We start from the raw sequence: 12897 nt of genomic DNA, 5'->3' as shown, positions 1-12897 counted from the left end.
CGACCCCTACAGCCTGGAACACCTTACCGCAGACCCCTTGAAGGGGCAAGCGTAGACGGTAGCGACGACCGTCCTGCTCCACCTCGACTTCCTGCAGGGCCGCAAGATCCCGCACGATGTCGGCCCATTCAGGCTTCTCTCCACGAAGTGCAAGAGAGCTCATGAGCTCGTGTCTTAACAGCAGCGCAAGGAAGCTCGAGAAGATGTGGCCCCTGATCGTGTCGTCATACCTGTGGAATACCAGCCTTGTCTCCAGCAGGCTCTTGGTGGCCCGGAAGAACGCCTCTACCATCCAAAGGTCCTTATACCTCAAAGCGACCTCATCGGCTGATAACGTGATGTTAGTCCTCAACACGAACTTACCATCAAAGCGCTCCTCCTCGGCCACCTTATCCTTGTCTATGCTGATGGCCTTACCGTCTATCTTGAGAAACCGGCGGTACCCACGGTTCTTCACCAGCGCCTTGGGATTCCTCTCCAGCTCCTCCTCCAAGGCTTCAAGGATGGCCTCTCTACTGGCCTTGTCCTTGGCTGCCTCCTCGGGGTTGTAGCATAGCACATAACGTCTGTCACCAACCCAGACTTCCTTCACCTTGAGGTTGTCTTCGACGTCGCGATAGCGACCAACCCGCGAGAGGACATCCTCCCACACCTCTTTGACGGCACGCATGCGAACCCCCAGGATATATTCCATCTGCCGCTTCTCCAGCTCGTCGATAATATCCTTGCCCACAAAAAGGACACAGCGAGGCTTCGATGATCATAGGCTAGGATGGATAGATCCCTCAGATGCAGAGAATAAGCTGCTCCTCAGGTTTCAGGCATGGGGAGTAGAAGAGGCATTAGGACGCTTGAGGAAAAGCTGATTATTCCCACCTTATTTCACTATTCTCTTTCGACTTTGTAGTGAGTGCACCCACAGTCTGCTGTCCGCCTGCACTTGTACAGTCATAAGTCTAAGCTTTGTTGGCCACTCATCAGGTCCAAGCTCAGCAGAGTCGAAGAGCGAGGGTGTCTCCATGCCCCCAATCAACACCGGCTCGACTCTATCCCTTAAGACTGCATATTCCTCAGCAAGAGCACCGAGGAGACCAAGCTGCCTAGCCCGAGGAAAACCCATAGCGGCACCAGGTCCATCGCTCCCTCTAGGCCGGCTCTAGCCTGGGATAGCGAACCCGCGGTTAGCACCAGCGTATAGACAGCCCCCTTGACGTTGAAGATCACTGATAGCACATACCCCCAGGGACGGCGCTTCCATAGCCAGATAGCCGCCAATACCAGCCCCGATACCACAAATGACAAATCCAGGGCTGCTACCAGCTTGATACCGCCCTCGCCCAGGCCGCTTGGCGGAAGATGCCCGGTTACGGCGAAGATCAGCGCCTGTGTGATCCATGCCGCCCCCAACAAGGTCGCCCAAAGCATCATGTAGCCACTAACCCATTTGAGGGGGGTCTTGGCTTGGAACTTGTGGCCGATTTGGTCGACATCGATCTTTGCTAGCCCGAAAATGAGGGCAAATATCGACAGGGTAAACAGCGCCACGTAGATTAGGAAAAAACGGTTGAACGCGGCTCCGAAGACGTAGAAGGCGTAATTATAGAGCATATAATCCAGGATTCCGAACCAAACCAGTTGTGCCCGGTGCGAACCCTTCATCGACAGGACCAGAGCACCGACCAACAATGGAAGAGCTACAGAGAGCGTCACCAAGTCGTTGCCGAACCACCCCGCCATAATAAAGGCACTGCTATCTCGATATAGATTCCCGATAAAGAGCCCGCCCGCGCTTGCGACCAGCGCCAAAACCGCAATGACGATTGACAGGATATAAGCAGATTTCAACCTGGTATCCATGATCCTCCCCCTCTTCGATCCTTTCGTGCGAGGAAGGGCAACGTCTAGATAGGCGGGCCCCGCTCCACCCATGCCGAATGGGCTATAGGCCACCCATCTCCGCCCATCTACTATTTCATCAGATGACTCCATTCCTGCGGGAACCGTTGCAACCACTTGTCCAAACCATTTTCGGTCCTATATCTCAGGCTCTCGATATGGAACCCTTTGGGCAGCCTATCATCGGGCACGAATGAGACCAGGTCCTCGCAAGGGAAACTGGCGCACTCGCCGAAATGCTCAAGTCCACGTCCGGCCAGGCATTTCAAAAACCCGCATGTATCTGCTTTAGCATGGCAGCCTGAGCATTCTTTCGGAAAATGAGGGCATTTGCCGCACCAGTCTCCGCATGCCCCGACAGTAGCGAGGGCTGTGTATGCTGCCTCACTGAGGCTTTCCTTCATGAAGAAGCGACCTCCTAGATTCTACCCGTAGGTGTGGATGGAGCCTGTCACCTATTCTCGTCTACAGTCTTTAATCCTTCCAATTCGTAGGTCTTTGCGCTTCTGGTATACCCATAAGAGCCGGTTGGGCCGTATTCCCCATAGGAACGGGTTGTCTCCTCCGACGTAATCCAGTAGACATAAATTGAATTGGTGGTTGGAGCCAGCAAATAAGGCTCCGTGTACATCAGAGGGGCCTCCTTTGCCCAGGCGCCACAGGAACACAGGATGACTGCCAGGGCAACCAGACCTATAAGGGAGAAACCATGGGGTGCTTTCCCAGCTTTCATTGTCTGTCTCCTCCTTGCCCAGATTTAGGGATTTCCCTGCAAACCCACCATACCAGTGACAGAGGGTCGGGTGCGCCAACCCGGCGCGAGATGCAGGAGAGTTCCATGGGGGCAAGATAACGCAAAAGAGTTACTGCACGGTAAAGGCACCGTTAAAGTTGTATTAAATCTTGTCCACCATATGCCGATCATGACATCTGGCTAATCCGGTAAGCCTCAAAAAACGCCGAACAGAATAACAGGACATCAGTCTCTGCCTCAAATCACATTATTGTTCCGGCTATCCACTCAACCAACAGTATCAATCAGGAATGGCTGGCGGTTAGCAAGATTACTGACATCCTGGATACGGATCTGGTCCCGGTGGAGGAACAGCCTATTCAATATGCCCGGGTGATATTTGTGAGCCTCAACATAAATCCGGGCTAGCTTTTCCGGGAAGAGACGGTTTCCGGCCAATAAAGGTCCATCTTACTCATAAAACGCATTCGGAAACTCCAGCCAACAGTGCATCAACATGATCCTCGACAAGGTAAGGTTGGGCCAGCGCAAGCTCCGCGTGGTGGTAGACTGCGGCAATGGCACGTCATCGTTCTTTGCTCCCAAGATCATCGAGGGCCTGGGCTGCGATGTCATACCCCTATACTGCGAGTCCGACCCGTCATTCCCCAACTATTTCCCCGACCCCGTCAGGCCAGAAAACCTGCGCGATCTCATCCGGGTGGTGAAGGAGAAAGATGCCGACCTGGGCGTGTCATTTGACGGCGACGGGGACAGGATAGGCGTCGTCGATGAAAGGGGAATATCGTCTGGGGGACCGGCTAATGTTCCTCTTCTGGCGGGAGATACTTCCCCAAAACCCCGGCACTACCGCCATTATCGAGGTCAAGTGTTCCCAGGCGCTGGTGGAAGAAGTTGAACGCCTTGGAGGCAGGCCCATGTTTTACAGGACAGGGCAGTCCATATGGCCGGTGAAGTCGAGAAGCACCGCGGGGTGAGGGAGGTCGTGTGGTAGGGGGAGGCGGGGAAAGGCTCCCCTGTGCCCCATTGGGCCCGCACCTCCGGCTGGTCCGGAGTAACCTCGTATAGCGAGGCTTCCCGGCGGTGCCGGATACCCCCGGCATGTCCCCCGGCACCGGGCTTCTCCGACACTCGACGCTACCCGGACAGTTTGGCATCGTCCAGACATAACACAAGGTGATGGCCGGACATGGGCGACCTCCACTTGCTAGGGTGGTCACGTGGTTATCACTCCGCGCACTGAGACGGTAAATATTCTAGATTCTTGCCGTTTAGCCGCCCACCCCGCAGCTATATACCCCCGGCCCCTCCCGTCAACTATTGTTAACCTTTCTGAAAATCTCCCGTAACAACCCTGCCCCATACTTGACCATGAAAGGACACCTGCCTGGAGGCGACCGGCCCGTATGAATGAGAAGGTCCTTATCGTGGATGACGAGGCACCCATAGTCGAACTCGTGGATTTCACCCTTCGCAAGGAGGGCCTCAAGACATTGGTCGCCTATGATGGGAAAGCCGCGATTGCAAAGACCCTGAGTGAAAAACCGGACCTGGTGCTTCTAGATCTCATGTTACCGGAGATCAGCGGGTACGATGTCTTCAGGAGCATCCGCAGCGAGTTGCCTGTGCCAATCATAATGTTGACAGCCAAATCAGAGGTTGTGGACAGGGTTGTAGGATTGGAACTGGGCGCTGACGACTACATAACAAAGCCCTTCAGCCCCCGCGAGCTTGCAGCGCGCGTCAAGGCGGTCTTGCGCCGGTGTACGGCAAATCGCGCTAGCCAATGGGAAGGTGAAAGGGAACTCCGTGTGGGCGAACTCAGGCTCGACCCGAGGCGCAGGATGGCCTGGCGAGGAGACGAAAAACTCGAGCTCACTCGGCGTGAATATGAGCTACTTGCAATCTTCATGGCAAACCACGGCATAGTCTTGACCCGCGAGGTGCTCCTCGAGAAGGTCTGGGGTTACGACTACGCGGGCGATGCCAGGACAGTCGATGTTCATGTGGCACGTTTGAGGCGGCGAATTGGAGACGATCCTGTAGAACCCGAATACATCATCACGGTGCGAGGAGTCGGCTATAAGATGAAAGAGGCGCATACCCCGGGAGATGCCGAGCACCGGTAGTGATACCAAGCACCGCAAGTAACGCCCCGGGCCGCCAATGACACCCCGCGCCGTTAGTGGCGCGAACGAATGCGAATCCTCCTCATCCTCCTATCCAGAATCCGGGAGGTGCCCCCCGAGCTGCCTCCTGGATTTCTATATCCACGCCTGCACCTATGCGCCCTCCGGAGGGCCGGTGGCAGGCATCGTCATGTCGTGCGGGTTCGATTCAGAGCGGCATGTCTTCGAGATAACGATCCGGCCCGACCGCTGCTGAAACGCCCCCTGCTATCGATCATCGTTCCCTCTGTCATAAGGGCGTATATATGGTGATATGGAAGTGTCAGGACCTCATCAAATATGGAGCTGGGCAGGCGCATGGTATGACCCTCTTTATCGTCTGCCACTTTGTATTTGTAGCGCCCAGCGCAAGAGAGGCCTCACGGAAGGAATACGGCACCGCCAGGAGCGCTTCCTCCGAGGCCCGTATGATAAGGCCAAAAAGCCCGAACACAACTGAGGGCACACCGGCGAGGTTATTCACCCCGGGTGCATGTAATTGTGGTAAGATTCTTACCACCATCGATGGGTCACGGTTGGGTGGTAAGAAAGTTACCAGGATAGGCGTCGAGGTGATAAATAACTTGCCATCTCATCGCGCGAAGTGGCAAAATACTTTCCAGTTCAGCGAGCAGGTGTAAGTATGGGTGCGTGTAATTTCTGTAGGTAGTGACGACAGGGAGAGCATGTAAGATGTTCCGATTCCAGCCCCAGCAAGGGGGAAAGATAGAGCAATACCGGTACTTTTTCCCTGTTCAGCGTGTAATAAATGACACTCACAAAAAACAGATCCCCCACTCCCACTACGGGCTGCACCGATCTCCGGTAGAGAATGGAGCTTAACATGCTGAATCGATCACCCTTCCAATAGGGACTTTGCCTCCAGAGTTTCTCTGGATTCCGGGGCAAGCTCCATCACCTTTTGCCAGTTCTCCCTGGCCTTGCTCTTGTCACCGTCTTTAGCATAGGCCTTTCCGAGGCCAAGGTATATCTGGGCCAGGGTATTTATGTTGAATTGCTCGGGCCTGTCCTGGCTTAAGGTGAGAAGATACTCGAAGTCCTTGATAGCCACCTTCGTGCGCCTGAACATATAAGGCAGGGCCAGGCTTGTATGAGCCCTCACCAGCCTGACCATGACGGCATCGGGGGCGAGTTCAACGGCTCTATCCATCTCCTGGATCCCCTCGTTCACGTAGAAAAGTTTTGCAAGCGGGAACCAATCTTCCCTGCCCTTGATGGTAAGCGTGCTGCCATACCATGCACGGGCCTCGGCGTTGTCAGGCTCTATCTTTAGCACTTCCTTGAAGACCTGCTCAGCTCGTTGAAGTGCATGTTTGTCTCCCTCCAACGCCTTACTATGATACATAAGGCCAAGCTCCATCAAGAGCTTTGTGTCCCGGGGGTTCTCCTTTAATTGTGCCTCCAGCGCCTGAGTTCTTGCAGTATCAGCAGCCAGAGTCGCCAGCGGGAAGACCACCATCGTAGAGCACACGGCCATTATCGCCGTCAATGTTAGTAAGGAAACAACTGTATTCAACCTGTTATTCATGTTAAGACCTCCCTCGTATCACATATTGTTTCATTCATGTCGAGCCACGCATCTTCCAGTTCATTATGTCATTCGCGCAGATCCTCCCAGCGATCACCACTGCTTCAATCCCACCACCAGGAAAGGTGGAGGCACTGGCGAGATACAGCCCTTTGATGGGTGTCTTGAAATATGGCCTTTTGGTATCCTTCGACTGGTCGAAGGCATAGATCGCCCCTTCTGGCATGCCGGTGTAAAACTCTAGCGTCCTCGGCGTTGCCGCATCCTCTACGATGATATGGCTTGAAAGACCGGGGATCGCCTTATCCGCCCTCTCTATCAGCGTGCGGGCAAGTTCCTCCTTCCTTTGAAGATATTCCGGGGTTCCTCTCGGCGGGAAATCGCAGTAACTCGCCCCGGCCAGTAGCGTGACACTAGCACTACCCGGGGGCGCAAGGTCCGGATCTGCGTTCGAGCCTATGACGATCCCGTACCCCTCATCGAGATTGTGGATGAGGACCGGGTAATCTGATAGGTCCATGTCCACACCCAGGAATACCATGAATACCGACGGGGACATCTTTAGGCCCTTGATATACCGGGCGAATGCTGGCTTTAGGTGTTCTTCTCCCACCAGGTCCAGGAGAGCTGTCTTAGCATTGACGTTGGCCACCACCACAGGGCTTTCATAGGTCGTATCGCCTACCTGAACCCCCCTGACCTCTGCCTCCCTGCCGGCCCTGGCCTCACTTGTCTCCACTAGAATCCTGTCAATCTTGTTCCTGAGCAGTACCCGACCGCCATGTTCTTCGATATACTGCTTTAGCGCGCCTGCGAATCGAAGCGCGCCTCCCTTGGGGAAATATCCACCGTGAAGGTAATAGGATACTACGGCAGTCAGGGCGCTTGCCGCGGGGGTCTCATTCGGCTCTGTCCCAACGTAGCCTATGAGAGCGGATAGCAGCGCCTTGAGAGTTTCACTCTTGAAATGCTCGTCCAGGACTTGCCTGTAAGTCTTATTCATCCAGCTGAAGAAATGCGGGTGTTCCCCAGGGTAGTTCAGGAGTGCCTTTGCCCCGAACACCTTGGCGATGAGTTCTGCAGGGAGCGGACTCCCATACATTGCGGCCTCCCGGTAGACCTCTTCATAGGCCCTCCTGGCCATGTCGAAGAAGTCAGCAATACCGCGAGCTTCCTCAGGGAACATTCCCTGAAGTAGGGCTATGAATCCTCCGAGATCCGGCGGAACATCGATATTCTGGCCTTTGAAAACATATCTCGAAGTGTTTCTTATAAAGAGGTCCTCTTGCCGGAGCCCGAGATCATCCAAAAGGTAGCGAACAGGGCCCTTTTCCCACAGTCCGCTTACAGCCTCCACCCCGGTATTGAAGGTAAACCCCTTCCGGCGAAACGACGAGCAATAACCCCCCGGGAGGTAGTGTTGCTCGAAGACCGCAACCCGGTAGCCCTCGCGGGCGAGCAAAGCCCCGCAGGTCAATCCGCCAATCCCGGACCCGACAATTATCGCATCATATTCTTTTCCCTCTCGTTTCTTCTCTTTTCCGGGGTCCCCTCCCTTTCCCCTTTCACGGCCAACGTCGACTCGCCAGTCATTTCCCTTGAACTCTCTCAACGCAAAGTAAGCGGGGGCGGCCATGGGGAAAACAATGGAGAAGACTATTCCTAAAGCCACCAGAGCATTTGAGACCACGACTGTGAAGGGAAAGCGCGAGAGGATGTATATTACCGAATTCACCAGGAATATGAATGCCCAAAGGCCGGTGATGATGTTATTGATCAGGAGGAAAGTTGGGTCGTGCCAGTAAGTCTCAGGATAGTCCCTCTTTGAGACCTGCACGGTATACGGTTGTTTGAGTATCAGAGACACAACCGCCATGATGAAGAGGGCAAGATACCCGAGGAAACCGCTGTTATCAATGAATAGGCTTGATTTGAGGCCAAAGGTGACCAAAGCCGCGGCACCGAAGAATGCCACTGACACCAGGTCTATGAGATTGAAACTCATGTTAACGGCCTCCGGAATCACAAGGAGGACAGCCACTAAAAGCCCAACTGCAACGCCCGGGGGCTTTCCAACGCCGCATAAGGTCCAATAGAGTGTCCACGGGACAAAAGAGATGAGGATATGAACCATGCCAGGTATCCGGAGCTGTTTCCGTGTCCGGAGCTGCTTTCCCACGCTCATCAAGTATCCCCTTTCCTCACCCCGGGGTCGCCTGAGTTACCATTTTTGAGTTCGTCCAGGAACCTTTCAAACCAGACTTGGAGGAAGGCGAAGAAGTCCTTGCCGAATCGAAGGGTGTACATCTGATATATATCTGCCTTGCCCCCTACTATGAACTCAATCGTCTCAAGCTTCTTCGAAACTGCCCTTATCTCCGCGAGATGCTGGGTTACCGCCGCCTCAATCTTCTCTTTGGGAAGGTGCGCGAAGAAGAACATCCTCATTAAGAAGTCGTATTTGAACTTGCTTTCGCCGGGTGGCCCTCCGAGCCACCGAAGAAACTCCTCGCGCCCTTCATCAGTGATAGAATAGACCTTCCTGAGGCGCCCGCTTTCTATTGCCTCGCTGGACTTCACAAGCCCTCTTTCTTCTAGCTTCTTGAGGGTAGGATAGATGCTCCCGTAGCTCGCATCATAGAAAAATGACGTGCTGATGCTCATAAGCCGCTTGATATCATATCCCGTCATGTCTCCCATAGTCAGAAAACCAAGGATGACGTGTTCCAAGGCTTCGCACTTCCCCACTACCCGCGATATAGCGTTTCGATATATATCATATCGATATTAGACGGTGGTGTCAAGGGGGCCTTGGCACTCCATTCCGTGAGTTAGTACAGGGTATGCAGTTTCACGCGCATGCATGTTGGAGGTCCTCTCCGACTCCCCGGCCCATTTACCTGCCGGTTGTCCCCGGCGCGCATGCCAGGGCGAGGGTCAACGCCAGAGAGGCGGCTACCCTCGGGGTGTAATTACCACGGTTGAATGGTCGAGGTGCCAACATAGTTGGCAGTTTCTCTCGGAACCTGCCAAAGAAGTTGGGATTTCCCCGGACCTCGGCGAAACTGGATCTATCAATTTTTCGGCTTCCATCAGCTCTTCGAGTCAGTCAAGTACGCCGAGCTCATGGTGCTCAATAGATGCTCTGACCCGAAGAGCAAGTGCTGCGTCTTCCCCTGGGCTGCGAAAGCCGCATGCCCCGCTTTCCTTGGGGTGCCCGGCTCTAGGGATGTCGATTTCGATATCTACAGGGACCTGGACAAGATGGTATCCATGGAGAAGGAGGCCATGCAATACCTGTACACCTCCCTGCGCAGCCTTGGCGCCACAAGCGACTCGACCACAAATACATCCCCTACGATGACCTCGTAGACCCGGCCTCGCTGCCGTAATAGCCAAAAGGAATCGCGTAGTCAAGATTAGCTCGATCCACCATCACTAAAGCCATGCTATAGGGATTTTCCTATTCCCCAATCCCGCAAACTCGGGTAGAAACAGTCAACTTGGCGTTGTCCGCGCCGGGCACTGCGGAACCTTCTGACCTACGGCTCGTACCTCTCATCCCCGGTGGCCGCCGTGTTCGTCAGTCAACCATGAATCTGGATAGCTAAAACAACCATCTTGGTTTCGGCTTTGATGTTGCGCTCTATGCCAGGTTCGATGCTCACTATCTGACCTGGCGCAATGTCTCTTGTATCACTGCCCACTCTTATCGTCCCTTCGCCCTCTACCACGAAGAACAAGGTGTGGCTTCCCATTGTGCACGGCGGAATTTGAGCTCCCGCATCGATCGTCACCGTTAAGACCTTATGGGTGCTGGTATCTTCGAGCACATCTTTCGCATGCGCACCGGCTACGAACTCCTTGTTTCGCAAAATGTCATAGATCTTCACTCCGCTCCCCCCTCGTTGTGATATCTTGCTGAGACCCTCTGCCATAGGCCACCCTCTATTCGCTTAGCATCGGTTCCGCACTCTGTGACCTGTAAGAATATCCGACTACCCTTTGCACGATCCACCCGATGATCGGGGCAGCGACTAACGTCAACGCCAGGCGGAGAAGAGCAAAGGGGAAACCCAGGAACTTCGCTTCCATAGCCACTAGAGGTATCTCTGCGCCCGCCTTTACAGTAAGGAACACGACGATGTTGAACACGCTCGCGCCCTTCTTCAGAAGCGCGGCGGCGATGGGAAACGCTGCATAGAGGGGGCCGACCGTTGTACTGCCGAGCAGCATCGAGATGGCCACGCCCTTGATGCCCGACTTCTGACCCACGCTTCTCTCTACGATTGCCCTCGGCACCCAGACATCCAGGAGTCCTACGAGCAAGAACACTGGAGGCAAGATCGAGAGCATCTCTTTCAGGAACTTGCCGGCTGTGCTGGCCGATTCTGCGGCCTTTGAGGGTGAGAGGTACCACAGCACCAGGTTGGCGAGGACAACGAGAACCACCAATCTGTACTCTTTCACGACTTTTTTCATCCCAGCACCGCCCCCATTACAAACGCGATGATCAGGGCGAAAACGAAGCTCAGCCCGTTTCTCCACAGGGTCATCTTCCTGCCCAACTGTTGGATCTCAACAGGCGCGGTAACAATTCCTACCATAGTCAGGGTGGTGATGAAAGCAGCCACGGTCATCACGGAAGCACCTTCTCGATAGAGGGACCCGGCCAGGGGGAAAGCGATGAGCCCGGGAATCAGGGTGACGGCCCCGAACACTGCCGCCCCGATCGTCCCCGCGATACCTGCCTGTTTTCCGAGATATCCGGAGATCCATTCAGGAGGGATCAAGGTAAGAAGGAGTCCAATGATTCCGATTATGCCGATCATAGCCGGAATGATCTTGGCAAAGGATTTGGCCGTAATCCGCAAGGCTTTTCGTGTCTTATCTTTGCTGGCTTTCCACGAAAGGAGTACTGCGATGATGGATATAGAGTAGAGGACCACGCTATACATCGCTGCCGCCTCCTTTTCCCTCTTCCTGGCATAGAGTCTCATATAAATCGAGGAACTTGTTCAGCCGGGACCGGTTTGCTCTAATCACACGTGCCCAATCGTGCAGGAGAGCTTCGCCCTCCTCGGTTAGTTCGTACACCCTTTTCGGGGGGCCTTGCGTTCCCTCTTCCCACGATGACGTGACCACCTGCTTGTCCTCGAGTTGGCGGAGGGTTCGGTAGAGACTCGCCATGTCCGCGGAACTTCCTTCAAATCCCAGCTCCCGGAGCTTTTCCATTAGTTCATACCCGTGCGATCGCTGTCCCCGGAGCAGGAGGAGCAGGCAAGGTTCCATGAAGCGCTCCATTCGTGCGTGAGTGCGAGGTGAGCATGGCCCGCATGGGCTTTCGTTTGCATAATTGGCCATAACACAGCCTCCATTCGATCATGTATATGCATAATGTATATAGTATCCATGCATATAGTATCATAGCTAATAGCCATGGTCAAGAGGCATCTAGGTAGTTACCGCCGGTCTCCGTTGTTAAGCTTATAGTCTCCCGCGCCGACATTTGGGGAGGTGATCCGGAAGGCAAAGAAACATTTCGTCGCCGAGCCGGAAGATAGCATCTATGTCCACGTGGGACAGGTGCCGCTTGTGGCTTGGGTCATAATACTTTTACATGATGTTTACTCCGTTGATATGCTATCTTAACGTTCATCCTTTATGTTCCTCTATAGAACAATTCTTCCCTGAAAGGAGCTGGTGTTCAGTGTACAGGTCATCATTCAGAATGAGCGTTGTGTTGATCTTAACCGCGCTCATGGTAGCCGTGGGTAGTCTCTATGTGTTTGCTGGTGAATGGATCACAGGAGACTTCCATACCCACACTTTCCTTACGGACGGAAGCCACACTCAGGCGGATGTCGTAAGTCATGCATTTGACACGTTCGGACTGGACTGGATGGCTAATTCGGAGCATGGAGGAACCTCCGCACGTAACCCCGAAGGCGCATACTGGGAAAACGTCACCCCAGCACCCTATATTATCGGCAATCCAGTTAAGGATAAAAATGGGCGCCTTCTTATGTGGCGCTGGCAGTCGCTCCGCGATTATTCATATCCGTTGCTTCAAGCTCTGCAGTCTCGATACCCGAACAAGACGCTCATCCAGGGTTTTGAATGGAACGTTCCCTCCCACGAACACGCAAGCGTTGCCATTGTCGAAGATGTCCCGACTGCGATAAGTGACTTTGAATATATGTTTGATGCCGGAGATAAGGATACAAGCCGCGCAAGGGAAGGCCTTGTCAAACGGAATGTCACGCATGCGGATGCCGTGGCAGGCGCTGCTTACCTCCAGGAAAATTACGCTGACACCAGTTATTTCCTGATAAATCACCCTTCCCGCGTTCTCAAGTACTCAGCTGCCGATATCCGCGACTTTAATAACGCAGCGCCGACTGTGTGTTTCGGTTTCGAAGGGTTGCCCGGGCACCAGAAGGAGGATGCAAGGGGCGGTTACGGAAGTAATCTCGGAGATAATACCTACCGTGCCCGCACCTATGGCGGGGCAGACTACATGGTAGCCA

At 54.1% G+C, this 12897-nt stretch carries 14 protein-coding genes and 2 pseudogenes; 4 read left to right on the top strand and 12 right to left on the bottom strand.

The features are described from left to right. The 4 genes from HPY71_14785 to HPY71_14770 all read right to left on the bottom strand — a co-directional run. Window positions 1–733, bottom strand: a 733-nt coding sequence (locus HPY71_14785) for a transposase (protein NPV54756.1), incomplete at its 3' end; no start/stop codon positions are given. A 320-nt stretch (window positions 734–1053) separates the two neighbouring features. Further along, window positions 1054–1857, bottom strand: a complete 804-nt coding sequence (locus HPY71_14780; GenBank protein NPV54755.1) for a hypothetical protein — start codon at window positions 1855–1857, stop codon at window positions 1054–1056. Between the two features lie 110 nt (window positions 1858–1967). After that, the gene (locus tag HPY71_14775) at window positions 1968–2300 is read right to left on the bottom strand and encodes a DUF3795 domain-containing protein (protein NPV54754.1); all 333 of its coding nucleotides are present in this window, start codon (window positions 2298–2300) and stop codon (window positions 1968–1970) included. 47 nt (window positions 2301–2347) lie between these two features. Then, window positions 2348–2629, bottom strand: a complete 282-nt coding sequence (locus HPY71_14770) for a hypothetical protein (GenBank protein NPV54753.1) — start codon at window positions 2627–2629, stop codon at window positions 2348–2350. A 517-nt stretch (window positions 2630–3146) separates the two neighbouring features. On the opposite strand from HPY71_14770, the pseudogene HPY71_14765 reads away from it, so the two are divergent. Together HPY71_14765 and HPY71_14760 are read left to right on the top strand one after the other, a co-directional pair. Further along, window positions 3147–3627: pseudogene (locus tag HPY71_14765) on the top strand (hypothetical protein). 429 nt (window positions 3628–4056) lie between these two features. Then, window positions 4057–4779 carry a response regulator transcription factor gene (locus HPY71_14760; GenBank protein ID NPV54752.1) on the top strand — a complete coding sequence of 241 codons (723 nt, stop codon included), beginning with the start codon at window positions 4057–4059 and terminating at the stop codon, window positions 4777–4779. Between the two features lie 188 nt (window positions 4780–4967). Here the strand turns inward: HPY71_14760 and HPY71_14755 are convergent. The 4 genes and pseudogenes from HPY71_14755 to HPY71_14740 all read right to left on the bottom strand — a co-directional run bounded on the left by HPY71_14755 (window position 4968) and on the right by HPY71_14740 (window position 9097). Further along, window positions 4968–5380 (bottom strand): annotated as a pseudogene (locus tag HPY71_14755) (hypothetical protein). Window positions 5381–5674: 294 nt separating this feature from the next. Beyond that, window positions 5675–6367, bottom strand: a complete 693-nt coding sequence (locus tag HPY71_14750; GenBank protein NPV54751.1) for a hypothetical protein — start codon at window positions 6365–6367, stop codon at window positions 5675–5677. A gap of 34 nt (window positions 6368–6401) precedes the next feature. Further along, entirely contained in the window at window positions 6402–8552 is a 2151-nt protein-coding gene (locus tag HPY71_14745; GenBank protein ID NPV54750.1) for an NAD(P)/FAD-dependent oxidoreductase, read from the bottom strand. Then, the gene (locus HPY71_14740) at window positions 8552–9097 is read right to left on the bottom strand and encodes a PadR family transcriptional regulator (GenBank protein ID NPV54749.1); all 546 of its coding nucleotides are present in this window, start codon (window positions 9095–9097) and stop codon (window positions 8552–8554) included. The genes HPY71_14745 and HPY71_14740 overlap by 1 nt, the downstream gene beginning before the upstream one ends. A gap of 483 nt (window positions 9098–9580) precedes the next feature. Between HPY71_14740 and HPY71_14735 the strand changes: the two genes are divergently transcribed. Continuing rightward, window positions 9581–9739 carry a hypothetical protein gene (locus tag HPY71_14735; GenBank protein NPV54748.1) on the top strand — a complete coding sequence of 53 codons (159 nt, stop codon included), beginning with the start codon at window positions 9581–9583 and terminating at the stop codon, window positions 9737–9739. A gap of 215 nt (window positions 9740–9954) precedes the next feature. Here the strand turns inward: HPY71_14735 and HPY71_14730 are convergent, their stop codons facing one another. From HPY71_14730 to HPY71_14715, 4 genes are read right to left on the bottom strand one after another with little or no spacing between them, the layout of a single operon-like run. Further along, a complete protein-coding gene (locus HPY71_14730; protein NPV54747.1) occupies window positions 9955–10305 on the bottom strand; it encodes a cupin domain-containing protein in 351 nt (116 codons plus the stop codon). A gap of 10 nt (window positions 10306–10315) precedes the next feature. Then, the gene (locus HPY71_14725) at window positions 10316–10849 is read right to left on the bottom strand and encodes a permease (protein NPV54746.1); all 534 of its coding nucleotides are present in this window, start codon (window positions 10847–10849) and stop codon (window positions 10316–10318) included. Then, window positions 10846–11325 (bottom strand): permease, encoded by a 480-nt coding sequence (locus HPY71_14720; protein ID NPV54745.1) that lies wholly within the window; start codon window positions 11323–11325, stop codon window positions 10846–10848. The genes HPY71_14725 and HPY71_14720 overlap by 4 nt, the downstream gene beginning before the upstream one ends. Continuing rightward, on the bottom strand, window positions 11318–11731 hold the full coding sequence (locus tag HPY71_14715) for a PadR family transcriptional regulator (protein NPV54744.1): 414 nt from the start codon (window positions 11729–11731) through the stop codon (window positions 11318–11320). Before HPY71_14715 ends, HPY71_14720 begins: the two co-directional genes overlap by 8 nt. A 346-nt stretch (window positions 11732–12077) precedes the next feature. Between HPY71_14715 and HPY71_14710 the strand changes: the two genes are divergently transcribed. Continuing rightward, the coding region (locus tag HPY71_14710; protein ID NPV54743.1) for a hypothetical protein at window positions 12078–12897 on the top strand (820 nt) is incomplete at its 3' end.

This window comes from Bacillota bacterium (assembly GCA_013178125.1).
Lineage (GTDB): Bacteria > Bacillota > SHA-98 > Ch115 > JABLXJ01 > JABLXL01.
The sequence above is the reverse complement of the archived record's forward strand: the minus strand, read 5'-3'. Positions and strand labels throughout refer to the sequence as shown.